The organism is Streptomyces sp. JH002 (genome assembly GCF_050916115.1).
GTDB classification, from domain to species: domain Bacteria; phylum Actinomycetota; class Actinomycetes; order Streptomycetales; family Streptomycetaceae; genus Streptomyces; species Streptomyces xiamenensis.
Genome location: NZ_CP087989.1, coordinates 74,701 through 95,094, shown reverse-complemented (window position 1 = coordinate 95,094; position 20,394 = coordinate 74,701). Strand labels below are relative to the sequence as shown.

The window sequence follows — 20,394 nt, the reverse complement described above, 5'->3', positions numbered from 1 at the left end:
CCGGTCGGAGCCCTGGGACGGCCCGCCGGAACACACGCCGCACGGCAGCACCTCCCGGCACGGGACGCGGGGAGGACCAGCCCCCGAGGGACGGCGCGCGAGGGACACCCGCGCCGTCTTCCGGTGCACGGCCCCGACCCACGCACGCGAGGAGGAGCAGGTGGATCCGACACCACAACGCGAGGGACGCTCCGGATGAGCGCGCTGGGCGAGTTCCGCACGCTCAGCAAGTCACGCGGCACACGGGCGGGCGACGGGGAGCGAAGAGAACGGAACCGCGACAACAAGGCGGCGGCGCTCTTCCTGGCGCCGTGGATGCTGGGACTGCTCGGTATCACCATCGGCCCGATGATCGCCTCGCTGTATCTGGCGTTCACGGACTACAACCTGCTGCAGGACCCGCAGTTCACCGGCCTGGACAATATCCGCCGGATGCTGTCCGACGAACGTCTCGCGCAGTCCCTGCAGGTCACGTTCGTGTACGTGCTGGTGGCGGTGCCGTTGCAGCTGATGGTGGCGCTCGCTCTGGCGCTGCTGCTGGACCGCGGTGTCCGCGGTCTGCCGCTCTACCGCTCCGTCCTCTACCTGCCCTCGCTGCTGGGCGCCAGTGTCGCCATCGCCGTGCTGTGGCGGCTGGTGTTCGGGGCCCAGGGGCTGGTGAACGCCTTCCTGGCCCTGTTCGGTATCGAGGGCCCGGGCTGGGTGTCCGATCCGGATACCGCGCTGGGCACACTGATCATTCTGCACGTGTGGACGTTCGGCGCGCCGATGGTGATCTTCCTGGCGGGGTTGCGGCAGATTCCGCGTGAGCTGTACGAGGCGGCGGCCACCGATGGGGCCTCCAAACGGCGGCAGTTGTTCTCCATCACGCTGCCGCTGCTGAGTCCGATCATCTTCTTCAACCTGGTGCTCGGGTTGATCGGGAGTTTTCAGTCCTTCACCCAGGCGTTCATCGTCTCGGGAGGGACCGGCGGGCCCAGTGACTCGACACTGTTCTTCTCCCTCTACCTCTACCAGGAGGGGTTCACCAGTTTCCGCATGGGTTACGCGTCGGCGCTGGCGTGGCTGCTTCTGCTGATCATCGGAGCGTTCACCGCGGTGAACTTCTGGGCGTCCAAGTATTGGGTTTTCTACAATGACTGATACCTCACCGAAGCCCGTCACGCGCCCGCGCCCCGCCCCCGAAGCCCTGCCCGCCCCGTACCGGGGGCGGCGGTTGCGCCGTCGTGCGGGCAGCGTTCTCAAGCACACCGGGCTGATCATCGTCGCGCTGCTGATGCTGTATCCGCTGCTGTGGATGGTGGCCAGCTCGCTGCGCCCGAACGCCGACATCTTCACCAGCTCCGGGCTGTTCGTCGACACCTTCGACCTCGATCACTACCCGAACGGCTGGAACGCGCTGGCGTATCCGTTCAGTACGTATCTGCTGAACTCGTTCCTGGTGGTGCTCGGTTCGGTGATCGGGAACCTGGTGTCCTGTTCCATGGCCGCCTACGCGTTCGCCCGGCTCCAGTTCCGGTGGCGACGCTGGGCGTTCATGGCCATGCTCGTGACGATCATGCTCCCGATCCACGTGCTGATCATCCCGCAGTACGTGGTGTACGCGCAGTTGGGCTGGATCAATACGTATCTGCCGCTGATCGTGCCGAAACTCCTGGCCACCGACGCGTTCTTCATCTTCCTGATGGTGCAGTTCATCCGCGGTATTCCCCGGGAACTGGACGAGGCGGCCCGCATCGACGGTGCCGGTCACGCCCGGATCTACGGGCAGATCATGCTGCCACTGATGGTCCCGGCGCTGGCCACCACGGCGATTTTCACCTTCATCTGGACGTGGAACGACTTCTTCACCCAGTTGATCTTCGTCACCAAACCCGACCTCTACACCGTTCCCGTGGCTCTGCGGTCGTTCATCGACGCCCAGACCCAGTCAGATTTCGGCGCCATGTTCGCGATGAGCGTCGTCTCCCTCATACCGGTGTTCCTGGTGTTCCTGTTCGGCCAGCGTTTCCTGCTGCGCGGCATCGCCACCACCGGCGGGAAATAGCGATGAGGAGACCGATCACCATGCCCCACCGCGCCCCGTACCGTGCCAGGGCCGCACTGGCGGCCGGCACCGCGCTGCTCGCCGTCGCCGCCTGCGGGGTGGGAGCCGATCCGGTGCTGCACCCCGAGCTGAGCGAGAAGGACGTCACCATCAGCTTCGCCTGGTGGGGGGCCGGCGCCCGCACCCAGGCGACCATGGAGGCCATCGAACTCTTCGAGGCGGACCACCCCAACATCACCGTCGAGGCCGTCTACTCCGACTGGAACGGCTACTGGGACCGGATGGCGACCGCGACCGCAGCCGGGGACATGGCCGACGTCGTCCAGTTCGACCAGCTCTACCTCTCCTCCTACGCCGAACGCGGCGCCCTGCTCGACCTGTCCACCGTCGACAACATCCTCGACCCGTCCGCCCTGCCCGACGCCGTCCTGGACTCCGGCCGGGTCGGCGACACCCTGTACGCCGTCCCCACCGGTGCCACCACCAACGGTGTCGCCGTCAACACCACCCTCTTCGAGCGGTACGGCGTCGACCTGCCGGACACCGACACCTGGACGTGGGAAGACCTCGAAGAGGCCTCCGTCGCACTCGGCCAGGCATCCGGGGGAGAGGTGAACGGGGTCAGCCCCTTCGGCGTCGACGCCTTCACCCTCACCGTCTGGGCCCGCCAGCACGGCGCGCAACTGTTCGACTCCGACGGTCAACTCGCCCTGCCCGCCGACGTACTGGCCGGCTACTGGCAACGGGTCCTGGACCTCATCGACAGCGGGGCCGCTCCCAGCGTCGCCCGGATCAGTGAGAAGGTCGGCCTGCCCCTCGACCAGACGTCCCTGGTCACCGGAGAGACCGCCATGGCCTTCATCCCGGCCGGCCAGTTCTCCTCGTACCGGGCGGCGGCTCCGGACTTCGACTTCACCCTGGTGAACTGGCCCGCCGACCCGCAGACCCCCGAGGGGTTCCAGTACCTCAAGCCCTCCATGTACTGGGCCGGCGCGTCCACCTCCTCCCATCCCGCCGAAGCCGCCCTGCTGATCGACTTCCTGACCAACGACGTGCGCGTCGCCGAACTCTTCGGCCTCGACCGCGGCGAGCCGGGGAACCCGGCCTTCCGCGAGGCCGTGCAGCCCACCCTGGACGCCGGCGGGCGGGAAGCGCTCGCCTTCACCGAGGCCATGTCCGGCGAAGTCGGCGACACACCGCCCATCACCCCCAACGGGGCCAGCGACATCGAGGTGATCCTCACGCGCTACTACCAGCAGGTCATCTTCGGCGAGACCTCACCGGAGGAGGCCGCCGAATCCTTCCTCGGCGAACTCGGCGACTCGATCCGCGCCGCGGGCTGAACCCCCGCGGCCGTACGGCACCGCACCCCCGGCGGCGCGGTGCCGTGTTCGCCTCCCGGTGGGCGAACGCCATCAGGTCGCGCAGGGCGGGTCGTAGGGCAGGTCCGGGGACACATACGTGTCCCAGCGCTCGGGCGTCATGGCGGAACCCGTCATGGAGCACAGCACCTCACGGGCCCCGGCCGGATCGGTCTGCCACACGCGCACCGTGCCGTCCCGGCCGCCGGTGAACAGCGCCCCCTCCACCGGGCCGAACCGCAGTGCCACGACATCGCTCCCGTGGCCGTCCACCGGCAGACCCCAGGGCACCGGCCGGGAGGGGTCTGAGGTGTCCCACAGCCGGATCTGCCCGACACCGTTCCCGGCCGCGAGCAGCCCGCCGTCGGGGGAGAAGCCCACACTGAACGCCATCCCCCCGGCACTCAGCGGACCGCTGGGGGACCCGGGGGAGGAGGGCCGGGACACGTCCCACAGCCACACCTCGCTCTCACCCGTGCCGGTGGCGACGACGCCGCCGCGCGGGTCGGCCGCCAGCGACATGACGATCTGTCCGGTGTTCGTGCGGCCCGCGGGGGAGGGGACCTCGCCCCGTCCGGTCCGCCACACACCGAGCGACCCCGGGGCGTAGTACTCGCCGGTGTAGACATGGCCACCGTCGGGGGCGGCGGCCAGCCCATTGACGGGCCGCGCGTGCTGGTCGGACGGATCGATGTCCAGTACGCCGGGCCGGTCCGGATCGCTGACGTCCCACGCGTACACCCCGCCCCGGTATCCGCCCTGCAGCATCATCGTGGTGGCGACCAGGGTGTGCCCCGACGCGTCGAAGACCAGGCCGTGCACCGCCTCGTACGTGACCTGCGCCGGCCGTGCCCGCGCGCGCGGCCGGCCCGGATCGGAGACATCCCACAGCCGGACCTCACCGGCGTCACCGCCGGTGGCCAGCAGCGCCGGGCCGCCGCCCCCCTCCCGGAAGGCCAGGGCGTTCACGGCGGAGGGCAACAGCGGCAGGGCACCGACCCGGGCCAGCCGGGTGGGGTCCGAGACGTCCCACAACGAGACCAGCGAACCCGAGGCCACCGCCAGGAGTTCCCCGTCCCCGCTCACGGCCAGGGCCGCGACCGCGGCCCCGGACTCCGCGACGGCCAGCGACGGCGGAAGCCGCCACACCAGGGCCGCGCCGTCCCCGCTGCCACTGGCCAGCGTCCGGCCGCCGGGTGCGAAGGCCAGGCCGGTGACGGTGCTGGTGTGGCCGCGCAGCGGCGGGCCGATGACGCGCGCCGACGCGGGGGCTCCGACGTTCCACAGATAAACGCTGCCCGCATTCTCCCCGGTGGCCAGCAGCCGCGCGTCCGGGCTGAACGCGACGGAGGAGGCCACGCTGTTGAGGAAGAGCTGCTGCACGAGTTGTGGTTCGCGCGGCCGCGACACGTCCCACAGCAGCACGCGGTTGTCACTGCCCGCGCTGGCCAGCAGATCGGTCAGTGGGCTGAAGGCCACCTGGTTGACGACCGCCGAGTGGCCGCCGAGATCGCCGCCCAGGCCGACGGGTTCCGACGGGTCGGTCACGTCCCACAGGCGCAGCAGGTGTGCCTGGTCGCTTCCGGGCGCCGTTCCGCCGCCCACGGCCAGCACCGTACCCGTCGGATTGAAGGCCACGGACGCGACACTCTGCCCGGGGGAGGACAGCGCGGTGCTCAGCGGGCGCGGTTGGCCGGGGTCCGACACGTCCCACAACTGCACGACTGCCGTGGTGGTCCCGTCGGTGTAGGTGGTGCTGGCGAAGGCGAGCGTCCGGCCGTCCGGACTGAACCGGGGATTGGTCACGGGGCCATCCGCCACCGGGACCCAGCCCGACAGCGGCACGGGGTGACCGGCATCGGACGCGTCCAGGATCCGCAGCCGGCCGTCGCCGGATCCCACGGCCAGCAGCTCGCCCTCGACGTCGTAGGACGCCGAGACCCGGGCCCCTCTCCCGGAGCCCTCCACGGAGGTGAGCTCGGACAGGTCGGTCGGCCGTGCGGTGTCCCACAGCCGCACGGCGTCGGAGCCGGTGGCCAGGGTGCCGTCGGCGCCGAACGCCACCGAGTGCACGATGCCGTTCTGCTCCGGCACCGACGCGGGCAGCACCGCGCCCGCCGTTTCCATGAGCCGGGTCCTGGTCTGCGGCGTGGAGCGCATCGTGTCCGCCACCAGGTCGAGCTGCGCCGCCAGCGCCGGATCGCCGTCACGGCGGCGGTCCGCCTCGGCACCGACCCGGTTGAAGATCGCCTCATCGCGCTGCCGCAGGCTCTCACCGCGCTGGTCGAAGGCGAACACGGCCAGCACCGTCGCGATCAGGGCCAGCACCGTGGTCACGGACACCGCCCCGTTGCGCAGCCTTCGGTTCCGGCGCGCCTGCCGCCGCGAGACACCGAGGAACGCGAGGACCACCGGGCTGATGTGTTCGGGACCGGCCTGCCGCGCCCAGGACTGTCCCGCCTCCAGACGGGCGCCGCGCAACAGGACGCCCGTGTCCCGGCGTCCGCCACGTTCCCAGCCGAGCGCGGTGTCCTCCAGTTCCTGCCGGATCAGTGCGCCGCTGCCGGCTTCCGCGATCCAGCCGCGCAGCCTGGGCCACGCCCACAGCAGCGCCTCGTGCGTGACCTCGACGGTGCCCTCGCCGCGCAGCACGCCCTGGGTGAACAGACGGGCGCCGGTGAACCGGTCGACGATGGCGGGAACGGAGCCCGGCGCCGAGGTCGCCAGCAGCAGATCGGTCCGGGTGCGGCGGCGACGGGACACCTCGCCGTTCTCACCGATCCGCACCAGGCCGAGGAAGAGCTGACGTGCCGTCCGGCGCGTCCCGGGGTCCAGCCGTGCGAACTCGGCCTCGGCCGTGGCCTGGACCGCCCCGCCGATGCCGCCCGTGTCGCGGTAGCTGCCCACCGTCAGGGTGTCGTCCCGGCGCTGCTGCCAGGTGGCGCGCAGGGCGTGGGCGAGCAGGGGCAGCCGCCCCGTCTCGTAGGCGCCGTCGTCCCGGGGGGCGGTGCCGCGCAGGTCGCGCAGGATGACATCGACCAGGCCGGGCGCCGGCACCAGACCGGCGCGTTCGGCGGGCCTGGTCATGGCGCGGCGCACCTCGTCCTCCGACATCGGTCCGACGATGACCTGGCGGTGGGTCAGGGCCTCCCGCAGGTGGGGAAAGGCCGCGCAGGGCCCGTAGGCGTCCGCCCGCAGGCCGTACACGACCACCGCCACCGGATCGTCGCCGCCGGTCAGCCCGGCGATGGCGTCGATGAACCGGCGCCGGGCGTCCTCGCCCCGGCCGAGGGTGAACAGCTCCTCCAACTGGTCCACGACCAGCACCAGCCGGCCGCCTGCGGGGAGGGCCAGCCGTTCCCGCAGGAGTTGCCGGAGCGGGCCGGGCCCGGCGTCCAGGGCCGCCCGCAGACGACCCTCCCCGGTCCCGGTGAGCCGGGAGAAGCCCGAGGTGAGCGCGGCGAGCGGGTCATCGGTGGGGGTCAGCAGCAGATGGGGCCAGGACCGCGATCCGGGAAGCTGACCCCGCCGCAGCGCGTCCAGGAGACCGGCGTGCAGGAGCGAGGACTTTCCGGCGCCGGAGGGCGCGACGACCGCCAGCGGGCGCCGGTCGGCGAGGGACAGCTCCAGATCGCCGATCAGCCGGCTGACCAGTGTCTCGCGGCCGAAGAACCACCCGGCGTCGTCCACGTCGAAGGGACGCAGTCCGGGGTAGGGACAGGTGTCGACGGACGACGGCGTCAGGGTCCGTTCGTCGGCCTCCGCGCCCGCGTGGAAATGCTCGTGGAGGTGCCGCGTCACCCCTCCGTACACGATGACGAGATCGCGGCCCGCCTGGTTGACGGCGCCGTGACCGCTCGCCCAGGCACGCAACTCGACGTGCGGTTGCGGTGGTTCCGCGCCGGGGGCCACCCCGGGCCTACCGCTGGGTCGTGATGTTGTTCCCGGCCTGGTAGATCTGGGCTCTGCCGCTCGCCTCGGCGCGCATCTCGGTACGGGTCACCGTGGTCTCCCTCGCCGCCGCGGGGGCGTCACCCCCGGCCCCGCCGACGATCTCGGAGACCAGACGGGACAGGGCCTCGGCCGCGGCCGGTTCGGCCCGCAGCAGGCCCCGGAACCGTTCCTCCCAGTCGGCCACGAGTTGACCCCGCGCCTCCCGCCGGCCCGGGGTCAGCAGCAGCGCGCGTGCCGCGTCCAGTTCGCTCCCGGGCGTGCCGTCCGCCGCCGGGTCGTGCCGGGTCCACAGCCGCACCACGTCGTCGCGCACTCCTTCCCAGGCGTCCGTAACCAGTGAGTCGACGACCGATGTGGCCGCCGACGCGGCGAGCGAGGCGAGTTCTTCGTCCATCGGTTCCCCCGTACTGTCGCGCGAGAGGTGTACTGGGCGTGTGGATTGACAGTGTGGGGGCGGAACGACCCGGCCGCCAGAGGGCCGACGGCGGCCGGTGACCGCCGGACGGGCGTCGGCACGCCTGCGGGGGCCACGCATGAACTGGGGGTGCCGGTGGACAGGCTTCTTCCGGTCCGCGCGAACGGGGTGGCCCCGTGCGCGGACCCGACAGCGGCAGTGCGGGAACGACCTACCAGGAAGGTGATCAGCGTGCTGGTATCGGTGACCTCGGGCGGTGTCACCCGGTGAGTTCGGCACATCCGCACCCACGGACCGGGATCGGGGCCGCACACGTCCAGGAGGTGAGCGAGAACATCTACGCCTACGTCCAGCCCGACGGTTCCTGGTGGATCAACAACACCGGTTTCCTGGTGGGCCGCAGAGGCGTGGTCAGCGTCGACGCCTGTTCCACGGAGTCCCGCACCCGCGCCTACCTCGGGGCGATCGGCGCGATCACCGACCGGCCCGTACGCACGCTGATCAACACCCATCACCACGGCGACCACACCTTCGGCAACTACCTGTTCGCCGGCTCCACCATCGTCGCCCACGACGGGGTCCGCCGGTCCCTGCTGGAGTGGGGGAAGCCGCGATCGGCTCCGTACTGGACGGAGGTCGACTGGGGGGACATCGAACTCGAACCGCCGTTCCTCACCTTCCGCGACGAGGTCACCGTCTACGTCGACGATCTCCCCTGCCAGGTCCGCTACATCGGCACCCCCGCCCACACGACCAACGACTCCGTGCTGTGGATCCCCGAGCGCCGACTGCTGTTCAGCGGTGATCTGCTCTTCAACGGCGGCACCCCCTTCCTCCTCCAGGGATCGATCAGCGGCGCCCTGCGCGCGGTGGAGACCCTGCGGGCCCTGAACCCCGAGACGATCGTGCCCGGGCACGGGCCGGTGTGCGGTCCGGAGGTCATCGAGCGGGTCGGCGCCTACCTGCGCTTCGTCCAGGACCTCGCCCGGCGCGGCCACGAAGCGGGCCTCACACCGCTGGACGCCGCACGGGAGACCGACCTCGGGGCGTTCGGCGAACTCCTCGACCCCGAACGCCTCGTCGGAAACCTGCACCGCGCCTACGCGGAACGGAACGGCGCCGCCCCGGGCGCCCGGATCGACCAGGCCGCAGCCCTGAACGACATGATCACCTACAACGGCGGCAAGCCCCTGAGCTGCTACGCCTGAGCCGCCGCACGGCGTTCCGCGCACCCGTTCCCTCCTGCCGCTGCCGGTGAGCGGTGCATGGCATGTGTCACCGCTCCTCATGACGTCCGTCACCCGGACCGATGACGGAGCGCACTCACCGCGGCCCCCGCCCCCGCGGATCATGGAGATCACCGACACCGAACACGCCCCGGCGGCACCGGAGATGACCGGGGCCGGCGGACGAGCGGGGGAGCCGCCTTCGGGCACCGGCCGTACCCCGACCCGTCCGGCCACGCCGCCGAGGGCGAGGAGCCCACTGTCCGGCCGCCACACCGGTGGCGTCCGCGAGGAGGAACATGCGTACCCGTCCCCCCATCCACCGAACGGCGGCGCTCGGCGCGTCACTGCTGTTGGTGGGAGTGCTCGGAGCCTGTACATCGGCGAGCCCGGACGACGCCCCGAAGGAATCGCCGACCGACTCCTCTGACGCGCTGCGGCACTTCTACGAGCAGGACCTGGCCTTCGAGCCGTGCGAGCCGTACGCGACCATGCCAAGCGACGAGGAACTGTTCGCGAACGAGCAGTTCGAGTGCGCCCGGATGGAGGCACCACTGGACTACGACGACCCGGACGGCGAGACCGTCTCGATCGCGCTGCTGCGGTCGCCGGCGAAGGGGGAGCCGGTCGGATCCCTGCTGACCAACCCGGGCGGCCCCGGCTTCCCGGGGATGAACTTCGCCGCGCTGATCGCCCTGCTGAACCCCGACAGCTCCGTGGCGGAGCGGTTCGACCTGATCGGTTTCGACCCGCGCGGCGTCGGCGCGTCGCAACCAGCCCTGGACTGCTACACCGACGCCGAACGTGATGACCTCGCGATGTCGGAGAAGCTCCTTCTGGGCGGCTGGACGGCCCAGGACGTGCGGCAGTGGATGGAGCAGTGCGCAGAACGCTCCGGGGGAGAACAGGTCCTCGCCCACGTGGGCACCCGGGACGCCGCGCGCGACATGGACGTCCTGCGCGCGGTGCTGGGGGACGACCAGCTGAGCTTCCTCGGCACGAGCTACGGCTCGCGGCTCGGGGCCGTCTACGCCGAGATGTTCCCCGAGAACGTCAGGGCGCTGGTCCTCGACGGGGCGATGGACCCCTACGCGAACACCGCGGAACGGCGAGCGTCGCAGTTCACCGGCCTGCAGCGCTCGTTCGAGATGATGGGTGCCTTCTGCACGGAAGAGGCGGACTGCCCGCTGGGTTCCGACCCCGAGACGGTGACCGAACGGTTCCAGGACATCGTCCGCCCGCTGATCGAGAACCCGGTCCCGGCCGGCGACGGACGCGAACTCGGCTTCACCCACGCGATCGACGGGGTGATCGCCGGGCTGTACGCGAAGTCTCGCTGGCCCGACATCATCGAGGGAATCCGTGAGATCGGGGACGGGCGCGGTGACACCCTGATAGGGCTCTACGACGGCTATTACGAGCGGGACGCCGATGGCAGCTACAGCAACTCCATCGAAGCCACCCAGGCCATCAACTGCCTGGACGAGGACCGGCACACCGCCGAACAGGAGACGGCGCTCCTGCGAGCTACCCTCGCCGCCGCCCCCTTCCTCGACCCCGGCCTGCCGGTCGCCGAGACGCGGAACATGTGTGAGGCGTGGCCCGTCGAGCCGACCCTCGGCTACCCCTACGCCACCGAGGTCGAGGGGCTGCCCGACACCCTGACCGTCACCGTCACCGGCGACCCCGTGACCCCGTACGAGGGCGGCACCCGCCTGGCCGAAGCACTGGGGGGCAGCCTGCTGACCGTCGAGGGTGAGCAGCACGGCGCGGCCCTGATCGCGGGCAACGCGTGCGTCGACGACATCGTCGCCGACTACCTCGTCAACCTCACCTCCCCGCCCGCCGACGCCCGGTGCACGCTGGAGTGATCCCCGGCCCTGCTCCTCGCCGGACCTGCTCTCCGAAGCACCGGGGGACCTGAGCCGCCGGGGCCCTCCTCCCTCGCACCCCGCACCCGGGCGACCACGCCCGGGGCGCGGGGTGCGCGTGGCCGTGAACGGCGTGCGCCCCGCCGCCCCACGGCATCGGGGCGCGGAGGCGTCTCCACCCCGTACCCGCCCCCGTGACCTGACGGCCCGGTAGGTGCCGCATTACGGTGAGGCGGAAACGCATGGCGGAGGCCGACACGGGAGGGGACACCCATGAGGGCCGGCACGGGGCAGCGAGGGGGACTGTGGTGGTGGGTGGTGCCCAGCCTGCTGCTGCTCGGCGGCATGCTGGTGTGGGGGCTGCTGCGCTATCCGGAGATACCCGGCCGGGTCCCGCAGCACATCGCCCCGGGTGGCGTGGACGCGTGGGCCGACAAGAGCGTGGGCAGCGCCTTCCTGCCGGTGTTCCTCTACGCGGGGCTGACCGCGGTCATGGTCGGCTGCGCGGCCGCCGTCGTACGGAGCACGCCGCTCGACGCGATGCCCGCACCGCGGGACCGGTGGGCACGGGCATCGGCCACGACGAGCGGGCGCCCGGCCACCGCCGCTTCCGCGCGCCAAGTGGCCAGGGCGCTGCTGATGACGAACGCTCTTTTCGGTGTCGCCCTGCTGCCGCTGTGCTGGGTGCAGTGGCGCACCGTGCAGACCACGCAGGTCGCCAACTGGACCTGGATCGTCGCGCTGCTCGTCTTCTTGCTGTCTCTGGTACCCCCGGGCCTGGCGTGGTGGTCGGACGCGCGGGAGCGGAAGACGCTCCCGCACGCCTCCTGACCGGCCTCGCCGGCGGCTGTTCACGGCGGCCCCCTGCACGACGACGCCCCGGCCCGGCGCCGGTTCGTGATGGTCCGGGCCAAGTGACGGAGGGGGCGGACCCGTCCGTCACCGTGACACCGAGCAGGGGCGGTGACGCCCCCTGGGGTGACCCGGCACGCGCCACCGAGCGGCCAACCCCTGGCCGGTGGTGCGCTGTTGCCCGCGCAACCCGGTGACGACGCGGTGCTCGGCGCGCGCGTCGAGCGCGGCGGTCGGCTCGACCATCACCAGCGGGGACGCCCGGCGTTAGAAGGCGCGGGTGAGGAGGATGCGCTGCCACTGCCCGCCGGACAACCGCCTGCTGTGGGGCCGCCTCCCACAGCCGGTCGGTGATGTCCCCCGAGGAGATCAGCGCGGTGATCGTCCCGGTCACCGCCAGCAGCCCCATCGCCGCCAGCGCCCCCGTGCCCACCTGGCCGGATGCTCGGTGGGGGACAAGGGCGCAGCGGCCCGTCCGAGGTGGCCGAAAAGCAGATGTGCGGCCTCATGACCCGCTATGTCGCAGGGAGATGTGACAACGCCGGCCCCCGCAGGCCGGGCCGGTCAGGCCGCGTGGGCGAAGAGGAACCCCAGCCAGAGCCACCCGGTGACGATGACCACGCGTTGCACGAGGCCGGTGCGGGGGTGATCGTCCTCCCACGCCTGCGCGAACAGGCCCGCTCCGACCAGGACGACGAGCGCCGTGAGGACCGAGTACCCCTTCCACCCGGCCCCCGGCACGACGAACACCGCGATGATCACGGCGAGGGGCAGCAGCCCGAAGACCGCCGTGCCGGCCCAGTCGTGCCGCTGGTGTGCCGTTGACGTGTGTGCGGGGGTCCCCTCCGCCGTACCGGGCGGATATCCGCGCATCGCGTCCATGGGGTAGACCCCGGACGCCACCAGCGCCACCCCGAACAGGGCGATCACCAGGGCGAGCAGAACGCTGTCGACCGCCCCGGCGAGTGCCACCGCGCCCGCCGTGACGGTCACGCCGCAGACGATGAAGTTGGCGTTCTGGATCCAGCCCCGGTCACCCAGCGCCAGCGCGCTCACCGCGTGCCGGACGGGCCGGTATCCGGGACGGGTCCAGCCGTCGACGAGAAAGGTGACGACGAACAGCCAGCACCCGAGGGCGCCGAGCCACAACAGGAAGGTCACAGGGTTCCTCACCCACGGACGGCGGACGGCCGCCCGCGGTGTCGAAGGCGGAGCGCGGTGGTCCGGGGGGGGTGCGGGGGCATCTCCCCGGTGCGCGGTGGGGGCAAGCAGTCGAGGAGTGGGCCGAACGGCCGAGCGATCGCGAGGCCCTCCCCGCGGAACACGGTGATCACAGCGCTCCACCGGACACGGACCGCCGTCCACGCCGCTGCCGGGCGCACGCTCACCCACCCATGCCGTAGCCCAACTCCTCGGCGGCGACACACCAGAAGGAATTCTCGTCGGCGACCGCCTCCGCGTCCAGTGCCGCGAATCGCTCCAGCAACGCGTCGGTGAGGGCGTCGGCGGCTTGCTCGGCCAACTCCTCTGCGTCCTCTCCCTCGTCGCCGCCCTCGTCGGGACCCTCGTACGCGTCGGCCTCGCCGGTGGCCTCTTCGTAGGCCCGGGTGAAGGCGACGAACGCCTCGACGCCGGAGTTGACCAGATGGGGTACGCCCTCCTCCGGCAGGCCCCACAGCGAACCGTCGGCCCGCCGTACGCCCAGTGCGCTCAGCCCCGGATCGAGCGCGACCACGCCGTAGCGCACGCCGCCGACCGTACGCTCCGCGAAGGGGGCGCCCTGCCACGTACCCGGGTACGGGCAGCTGACGCACCCGGCCAGTGCCGCGGCTGTCTGCGTGTCATCCATGCCGGGAATCTAGCTCCCGCCACTGACAGCGCCGTCCCCGCCCGCACCGCACGCGCGCATGCCCGTCGTGGTGTCGAGGTGGCGCAGACCCCGGCCTGCGGCGGAAGGGCGATCCGGCCCGGACGGGATCCCACCCGGCCGGCCTCCGGAACGAAGAGCCCCGTTCGGGTTCCCACCTGCTGGGTAGCCATTAGGGTGGAGGGAGACTTCAGGTCGAAGGGAGCGCGGGCGTGGACATTTCCAGGACTCCGGATCCGACGGTGGCCGAGGTGATCGCCATGCAGGATCCGGGCGACCGCGAGGCCTGCCGATCCGAGCTGGAGGCAGCCACCCCGGCCACCTTCTCGAAGATCTACCGCCGCTGGTGGGCGTACGGGCTGCTCGCCCAGCGGGAGGGACGCGTCGAGCGGTACGTCCAGGCCCACCAGGGCGGCGGCGACTGGCGCGAGATCAGCGCCGCGTGACCGCACGCTGGGACATCTACACCGACCCGGAACTCGAACGGCAACTGGCGAAGGAGTCCGGCCCCGCGTGGGCCGCTCTGCGCGCCCTGGTCACCGAACTGGAATGGCGGGCCGAACACGTCGGCCGCCCCCTCGGCTACCCCTGGCCCCACGAGATCCGGCGCGCCCCGATAGAGGACGACACCATGGTCTTCGGCGCCATCGAGTACGTCCTGGAATCCCGCAGCCGCCGCATCGCCCGCATCCTCGACATCCGCTGGCTGCCCACCGGCCCGTGACCGGGACCGGACCTCCCGGGGCGAGAGGGGGTCGGCCACAGCGGCGTCCACGCCGTCCGCCCGACATCCGCAACCGGCCGAAGGCGAACCGGACGGGCGTTCCGGGCCCACCTGGCCGCCCGGCCAGCGGCCCCGCGCCCGCTGTTGGTCCGCCGGGCTCGCCCCGCGGAGCGATGAGCACTCACCCGGCTGCTTCGCGATCAAGAACTGACCGAGCCGGGGAAGCGCCGATCCTCCGAGACCGCCACCGGTGAGACGGACGGGCGTCACCGCTTTTCTGGGCCCCGGGGGCGCCGCGACCGTCGGCGATCCCGGCATCGCCCGACGCCGCTGTCGTTTCCGTCCAAGACGACCGGCGCGAGCGCGAGCTAGCGTGAACGCACCAGCTCACCCGATCATGAGGAGCCCGCACATGCGTCGCCTGGTCTACACCGGTTTCATGTCCCTCGACGGCGTCGTGGATTCGCCCGGCGGGCCGGGGGAGGGGCACCGCAGCGGGGGCTGGGTGGTGAACGACCTCACGTTCGTTCCCGAAGCCTGGTCACTGAAGGGCGAGGAACTCGCCGAAACCACGGCGCTCATGTTCGGCCGCCGCAGCTATGAGGCGTTCGCCCCGGTCTGGCCCGGCTCCGAGGACCACGCCGACTACAAGGAACTGCCCAAGTACGTGGTGTCGACCACGCTGTCCGACGACGCTCTGGTCGACGGGTGGGGTCCGACGACGATCCTGCGCTCGACCGAGGACATCGCCGCGCTCAAGCAGAGCGAGGGCGGCGCGATCTTCATCCACGGCAGTGCGGAGCTGGCCGCACGGCTGTCGGACGCCGGCCTGATCGACCAGTACAACCTGCTCGTCTTCCCGGTCCTGCTCGGCGCGGGGAAGAGTCTGTTCGGCCGGGCCGACCGCGAAAAGCAGCTGCTGACCCTGCGGGAGTCCGAGAGCTACTCCAACGGGATCCTGAAGCTGGTCTACGACGTCAGGCACTGATCCAGGTCGAGGGCGATCGCGCCACCGGCCCCTTCACGCAGTTGCCCGCCGGTACGTCCGACGTACGTGCGCAACGCCCGGGCCAGGTGCGGCTCGTCGAAGTAGCCGAGCCGGGCGATGACATCGGCGGCCGGCGTACCGGCGGCCAGCAGTTCCGCCGCCGAGCGGGCCCGCTCGATCTGCCGCACCGCTCCCCGGGTCAGCCCGGTGGCAGCGCGGAACCGGCGTTCGACCGTGCGCCCCGACACCTCTGGATGGTCTCCCCGCAGCACCTCGGCGACCAGCGGATCACGGACCACGGCACCGGCCCGTACGAGGCGCCCGACCAGGGCCTCGGCGTCGTCGGGTCCAGGGGTCTCCCAGCTCGCGCCGTCCCACCGGAACGCCCGCCGTGTCGTGTCGGGGAGCTCGATGCCGCCATCGACGAGCGACGGCGTGGGCACGGCGCGCAACGCCGTGCCCACGGCGAAGTCGATGCCCGTGAAGGTCGCGCCCTCCGGCACCGGCGCCGTGCCGGCCCGGGTCTCCGGACCGGTGATGCTCGCGTGGGCCCGCCCCTCCCACTCCCAGAACACCAGGCCCCAGCGCACCCCGGCGACGGAGGTCATCGCCGTGACCCGGTCGCTCGTGCAGGTCCACACGGAGTCGACCCACGGTGAGTCGGACCCTCGCGTCTCGAATCGCAGCTCCACAGGCGGCACCATACGCGGCACCGGCCGGCCGCCGGAGCGCACCGCCTCAGCACCGCCCGCCCGATGCGCCGGCGTACCCGCTCCGCAGTCCTCGCACCGTTCGCCATGGTGCGGCCCGGGGGGACTTCGAGTCCCCATCCTCACAAGGACGAGGACAGGCCACGGTCGAAGCAGGCCGCAACTAGGCTCGGTGTGTGGCTATCAATGGCTCCCTGGCAACCGTGCAGCGATCACTGGCCGACCCGGCCATCAGCTATCCCCTGTGGCCCCCGCTGACCCGGGGTTGTCCCAGGAGCAGCACCGAGGACGTTTCCTACCCGGTGGAGGTCGACTACGCCTACGACCGGGCCCCGTCGTCGCTCTTCGCCGCCCCGGACCCGGCCGTGGCGTCCTCCGGTCTGGAACGGTGGCAACCACTGCTCCCGCCACTGACCGCGCCCGGGCTGGGGGAGGGAGGCACTCCCCTCGTCGAACTCGAGCCCGGGATCTTCATCAAGGATGAGTCGCGCAACCCCACCTGGAGCCACAAGGACCGGCTGAACCGCTGCACCGTCAGCGCCGCGCTGGGCCTCGATGCCCCGGGAGTCGTCGTCGCCTCTTCCGGCAACCACGGAGCGTCGGCCGCCGCCTTCGCCGCCCGCGCCGGCCTGCGGTGTGTGGTGTTCACGGCTACGGATGTGCCGCCGGCCGTCGACGCCTTCCTCAACGCTTACGAGGCGGTGGTCCTGCCCGTGCCCCGCGACGCGCGCTGGCCTTTGATGCGGATGGTCGTCGACCGTATGGGGCTGCACCCGGTCAGCAACCTCACCCGCACGCACACCGGCCACCCCTTCGGCCCCGAGGGGTACAAGAGCATCGCCTACGAGCTGTATCTGGACCTCGGTGTGGTCCCCGGAGCCGTGTGTGTCCCCACCGGTTACGGCGAACTCCTCTACGGCGTATGGAAGGGCTTCACCGAACTGCGCCGCCTGGGCCTTACCGAGCGCCTGCCGCGCATGATCGCCTGCGAGCCCGCCGCGGCCGCACCCCTCGCCCGGGCTGTGCGCCAGGGCCTCCCCGCGGCGGAGGTGGACGTGCGGCCGACCGACGCGTACTCGATCGTCTCCTCCGTCAGCGGCTACCGCGGTGTGGTCGCCGTCCGGGACAGCGGAGGCCAGGTGGTGGTTCTCGACGACGGGCAACTGCGCGACGCCCGGCGCGAACTGGCTCGGGCCGGCCTGTGGACGGAGCTGTCCAGCGCCGCAGGGCTGGCCGCTGTGCGCGCCCTCGGTATCCGCGACGAGCCGGTGGTCTGCGTCTCCACCTCCAGCGGATTCAAGGACCGCGCGGTGGGCGACCGCGCCTCCGAGGGTGTCGTCCCGGAATGGGCGGCTGTTGAGCGCCGGCTACACGCTGCCGGCATTCGGTAGATCCCCGGGGGACAGGGGCGCTCCGTCCTTCTGCCGCGGACAGAAGCGGAGGCCCCGACACGGAGGAACACGAGCGATCGCGATCAGTGATCCCTGTTTCTCCCAGGGCCCGCGTGTCGCGCGCCGCTCACGGGGGCGGCCGGTCAACGCGGCCCCCGTACGGCGGATTGCCCACCTGGCCCGGTGCGCGCTGAAGTGATGACCACCACCCGCCGGACCCCCGGACGGGTCCGGTGAAGGAGGACGCGATGCACTGTTTCGAGACGGGCCAAACCGTCGTACGGCGTGAGGTGCACCGTTCCGGACGGCTGTGGAACGAACAGGCCCTGCGCGTCGTCGAGGACACCGGCGAAGCCCTGGTGACGGCCTGCGCGCCGGGCGCCGAAGCCCGGTGGCCCGCGCTGTATCGCAAGGCCCGCCACGACGGCGACCGTTCCGTCCGCGGGGAGGCATTCGACGCGATGGCCACCGGCACGTGGGATCTCGCGGCCGCGGCCTGGCAGGAGACCGACCTGCTGCTGTGGAAACCGCCCGCGGCCTGGTTCAGCGTCAACGCCTTCTACATTCCCGACAGCCACGGCCGGCGGCTGCGCAACTGGTACGTCAACTTCGAGCGGCCCACCGCCCGTACCGCGTCCGGGTTCGACACCTTCGACCTCACCCTGGATCTGGTCATCGCCCCCGACCTCACCAGCTGGAGGTGGAAGGACGAGGACGAGTACGCCCATGTACGGCGGCTCGGCATCGTCTCCGACGCCGAACACCGGGCCGTGGACGCCGCCCGCGCCCAGATCCTCACGATGCTCGCCGAACGCACCGGTGTCTTCGCACACGCACAGAAATGGGCGCGCTGGCGGTGGCAGCCGCAGTGGCCCCCACCACGCCTGTCGCAGCGCGCCGCGGCAGGCGGGACCGTGGCGCCCGGGAGCGGCTGAAACGCGGCGGAGAGATCGTGCCGACAGCGGTGATCGCCACGCGTGGCAGCACCCCACCGGCGAGCCGTCCGTGAACCAGAGGCCTCGCCGAGGAGTTGACCGCCCCATTGACATGAACAGTGGTCTGGACCAACCTGAGGACCCATCGGTGGCCACCGTTCCTCCCGTATCCCCCACACTCGTTACGGAGGCAGGAGTGGACAACACCCCTACCGTCGGCGCTCGCCCCACGCGTCGCCGACCGCTCGCCCTGGTCCTGGGTGCCGGAGCGTTCGCCGGTGTCCTGGTCACCACCGCGCTGAGCGCCGGAGCCGGCGCCGCGGAGCCGGCCGGGCAGTCGCCTGGCGCCCAACAGGTGCCCGGGCACGCGGTGACCGGCTACTGGCACAACTTCGACAACGGCTCGGTGCTCCAGCGGTTGGCCGACGTACCCGACGACTTCGACATCATCGCGGTGTCGTTCGCCGACTCCACCGCCGTCCCCGGCGAGATCGAGTTCCATCTCGATCCGGTGCTCGGCTACGCCTCCGAGCAGGAGTTCAAGGACGAGATCGCCGCGAAGCAGGCCGACGGGAAGTCGGTCATCATCTCGGTGGGCGGCGAACTCGGGAACGTCGCCGTCAACGACCCGGCCTCCGCCGACGCGTTCACCCGCAGCACGCTCGCCCTGATGGACGAGTACGGCTTCGACGGTGTGGACATCGACCTGGAACACGGCATCAACGCCACCTATCTGACCCAGGCCATGGAGGGTATCCACGCGGCCACCGGCGACAGCCTCGTCTACACCATGGCGCCGCAGACCCTGGACATGCAGTCCACCGGCTCCCCGTACTTCCAGCTGGCGCTGAACACCAAGGACTTCCTGACGGTGGTCAACACCCAGTACTACAACAGCGGCGCCATGCTGGGCTGCGACGGCCAGGTGTACGCCGCGGGCACGGTGGACTTCCTCACCGCCCTGGCGTGCATCCAGCTGGAGAGCGGGCTCGACGCCTCCCAGGTCGGGCTCGGCGTCCCCGCCTCGCCGAACGCGGCGGGCTCCGGCTACGTCGCCCCCGAGGTCGTCACCGCCGCACTCGACTGCCTCACCCAGGGCGTCAACTGCGGAAACTTCGTGCCGGACCGGACCTACCCCGGGCTGCGCGGAGCGATGACATGGTCGACCAACTGGGACGCGCACAGCGGCTACGCCTGGTCCTCCGTCGTCGGACCGCACGTCCGGGGCCTGCCCTGAGCTGACCCGATCCGACCACCGCCCGCCGACAGCATCCGACATTGGTGTGGACCTCTCGGCGCGCGGTGGTCGGACCACGTGCCGTCACCGCCGCGGCCGCCGAGGTGCTCCCCGGGCGACGGGGTCGTGTGCGGTGACTCCGGCAAGGCGTCCCGCGAGCCGCGATGAGTTCCGCCGCGTCCGCCGGTCATACTGTCGAGCCCGTAACGGAGGAGGACTTCTGGTGCGCAGCGTGACCTACTCGATGGGCGTCTCACTCGACGGCTACATCGTCGGACCGGACGGCGGTTTCAACTGGACGACACCCGACGAGGAGATCTTCCGCTTCTGGATCGACGAGATCCGGGATGTCGGCGTTCATCTGATGGGACGGCGGCTGTACGAGACGATGCTGTACTGGGAGACCGCCGACGAGGACCCCGCGCTCGACGCGGCGTCCCGGGAGTGGACCGCGTTGTGGAAGCCACTTCCCAAGGTCGTGTTCTCCAGGACGCTGCCGGCGGTGCGGGGCACGGCCCGGCTGGCCTCCGCCGGCCCGGCGCAGGAGATCGAGCGGCTGCGCGCCGAGCCGGGGACCGGCGACATCGCGATCGGCGGCGCGACCCTGGCCGCCGAGGTCGCCGACGCGGGTCTGATCGACGAGTACCGGGCCGTGGTCCACCCGGTGCTGCTCGGCGGCGGCGTTCCGTTCTTCCCCCACCACGAGCGCCGGGTCGATCTCGAACTCGTCGAGACCCGCACCTTCAGCTCGAACGTCGTCTACCTCCGCCACCGCGTGGTGCGGTAACCGCTCATCGCCGGTTCGTCGGTCGCCTT

Annotated in this window: 18 protein-coding genes; 13 read left to right on the top strand and 5 right to left on the bottom strand. The window is 71.5% G+C overall.

Annotated elements, in window-relative coordinates; all coding sequences use genetic code 11:
- Positions 1-195: 195 nt before the first annotated feature.
- Genes H7827_RS00420 through H7827_RS00410 form a run of 3 tightly spaced genes read left to right on the top strand, consistent with a single transcriptional unit; the run spans position 196 to position 3,390 of the window.
- Positions 196-1,143: a carbohydrate ABC transporter permease gene (locus tag H7827_RS00420; RefSeq protein ID WP_432741638.1), complete on the top strand. Its 948-nt coding sequence runs from the start codon at positions 196-198 to the stop codon at positions 1,141-1,143.
- The gene (locus tag H7827_RS00415) at positions 1,136-2,047 is read left to right on the top strand and encodes a carbohydrate ABC transporter permease (RefSeq protein WP_432741636.1); all 912 of its coding nucleotides are present in this window, start codon (positions 1,136-1,138) and stop codon (positions 2,045-2,047) included. The genes H7827_RS00420 and H7827_RS00415 overlap by 8 nt, the downstream gene beginning before the upstream one ends.
- A gap of 2 nt (positions 2,048-2,049) precedes the next feature.
- Positions 2,050-3,390 (top strand): ABC transporter substrate-binding protein, encoded by a 1,341-nt coding sequence (locus tag H7827_RS00410; protein ID WP_432741634.1) that lies wholly within the window; start codon positions 2,050-2,052, stop codon positions 3,388-3,390.
- Between the two features lie 72 nt (positions 3,391-3,462).
- Here H7827_RS00410 and H7827_RS00405 read toward each other — a convergent pair whose 3' ends face one another.
- Together H7827_RS00405 and H7827_RS00400 are read right to left on the bottom strand one after the other, a co-directional pair.
- Positions 3,463-7,320 carry a hypothetical protein gene (locus H7827_RS00405; RefSeq protein WP_432741632.1) on the bottom strand — a complete coding sequence of 1,286 codons (3,858 nt, stop codon included), beginning with the start codon at positions 7,318-7,320 and terminating at the stop codon, positions 3,463-3,465.
- 7 nt (positions 7,321-7,327) lie between these two features.
- Positions 7,328-7,756, bottom strand: a complete 429-nt coding sequence (locus H7827_RS00400) for a hypothetical protein (RefSeq protein ID WP_432741631.1) — start codon at positions 7,754-7,756, stop codon at positions 7,328-7,330.
- Positions 7,757-8,043: 287 nt separating this feature from the next.
- Between H7827_RS00400 and H7827_RS00395 the strand changes: the two genes are divergently transcribed.
- The 3 genes from H7827_RS00395 to H7827_RS00385 all read left to right on the top strand — a co-directional run bounded on the left by H7827_RS00395 (position 8,044) and on the right by H7827_RS00385 (position 11,705).
- The gene (locus H7827_RS00395) at positions 8,044-8,985 is read left to right on the top strand and encodes an MBL fold metallo-hydrolase (protein WP_432741629.1); all 942 of its coding nucleotides are present in this window, start codon (positions 8,044-8,046) and stop codon (positions 8,983-8,985) included.
- Between the two features lie 317 nt (positions 8,986-9,302).
- Positions 9,303-10,874, top strand: coding sequence for an alpha/beta hydrolase (locus H7827_RS00390; RefSeq protein ID WP_432741627.1), 1,572 nt, complete (start codon positions 9,303-9,305; stop codon positions 10,872-10,874).
- Between the two features lie 273 nt (positions 10,875-11,147).
- Positions 11,148-11,705 carry a DUF1648 domain-containing protein gene (locus tag H7827_RS00385; RefSeq protein ID WP_432741625.1) on the top strand — a complete coding sequence of 186 codons (558 nt, stop codon included), beginning with the start codon at positions 11,148-11,150 and terminating at the stop codon, positions 11,703-11,705.
- A gap of 585 nt (positions 11,706-12,290) precedes the next feature.
- Here H7827_RS00385 and H7827_RS00380 read toward each other — a convergent pair.
- Positions 12,291-12,887, bottom strand: coding sequence for a DUF998 domain-containing protein (locus H7827_RS00380; RefSeq protein WP_432741623.1), 597 nt, complete (start codon positions 12,885-12,887; stop codon positions 12,291-12,293).
- 223 nt (positions 12,888-13,110) lie between these two features.
- Positions 13,111-13,575, bottom strand: coding sequence for an SUKH-4 family immunity protein (locus tag H7827_RS00375; RefSeq protein WP_432741621.1), 465 nt, complete (start codon positions 13,573-13,575; stop codon positions 13,111-13,113).
- Positions 13,576-13,805: 230 nt separating this feature from the next.
- Here H7827_RS00375 and H7827_RS00370 point away from each other — a divergent pair, with 230 nt between their 5' ends.
- The 3 genes from H7827_RS00370 to H7827_RS00360 all read left to right on the top strand — a co-directional run bounded on the left by H7827_RS00370 (position 13,806) and on the right by H7827_RS00360 (position 15,305).
- A complete protein-coding gene (locus tag H7827_RS00370) occupies positions 13,806-14,039 on the top strand; it encodes a hypothetical protein (protein ID WP_364243131.1) in 234 nt (77 codons plus the stop codon).
- A complete protein-coding gene (locus tag H7827_RS00365) occupies positions 14,036-14,317 on the top strand; it encodes a hypothetical protein (protein ID WP_030737922.1) in 282 nt (93 codons plus the stop codon). The genes H7827_RS00370 and H7827_RS00365 overlap by 4 nt, the downstream gene beginning before the upstream one ends.
- 412 nt (positions 14,318-14,729) lie before the next feature.
- Positions 14,730-15,305: a dihydrofolate reductase family protein gene (locus tag H7827_RS00360; protein ID WP_432741618.1), complete on the top strand. Its 576-nt coding sequence runs from the start codon at positions 14,730-14,732 to the stop codon at positions 15,303-15,305.
- On the opposite strand, the gene H7827_RS00355 is transcribed toward H7827_RS00360, so the two are convergent.
- Positions 15,287-15,997: a helix-turn-helix domain-containing protein gene (locus H7827_RS00355; RefSeq protein WP_432741616.1), complete on the bottom strand. Its 711-nt coding sequence runs from the start codon at positions 15,995-15,997 to the stop codon at positions 15,287-15,289. The genes H7827_RS00360 and H7827_RS00355 overlap by 19 nt on opposite strands.
- Before the next feature lie 194 nt (positions 15,998-16,191).
- Between H7827_RS00355 and H7827_RS00350 the strand changes: the two genes are divergently transcribed.
- The 4 genes from H7827_RS00350 to H7827_RS00335 all read left to right on the top strand — a co-directional run bounded on the left by H7827_RS00350 (position 16,192) and on the right by H7827_RS00335 (position 20,365).
- Positions 16,192-17,406 (top strand): threonine synthase, encoded by a 1,215-nt coding sequence (locus H7827_RS00350; protein ID WP_432741614.1) that lies wholly within the window; start codon positions 16,192-16,194, stop codon positions 17,404-17,406.
- A gap of 248 nt (positions 17,407-17,654) precedes the next feature.
- Positions 17,655-18,341 (top strand): DUF402 domain-containing protein, encoded by a 687-nt coding sequence (locus H7827_RS00345; protein ID WP_432741612.1) that lies wholly within the window; start codon positions 17,655-17,657, stop codon positions 18,339-18,341.
- A 196-nt stretch (positions 18,342-18,537) separates the two neighbouring features.
- Positions 18,538-19,578 carry a chitinase gene (locus H7827_RS00340; RefSeq protein WP_432741610.1) on the top strand — a complete coding sequence of 347 codons (1,041 nt, stop codon included), beginning with the start codon at positions 18,538-18,540 and terminating at the stop codon, positions 19,576-19,578.
- Between the two features lie 223 nt (positions 19,579-19,801).
- On the top strand, positions 19,802-20,365 hold the full coding sequence (locus H7827_RS00335) for a dihydrofolate reductase family protein (protein ID WP_432741608.1): 564 nt from the start codon (positions 19,802-19,804) through the stop codon (positions 20,363-20,365).
- Positions 20,366-20,394 lie beyond the last annotated feature (29 nt).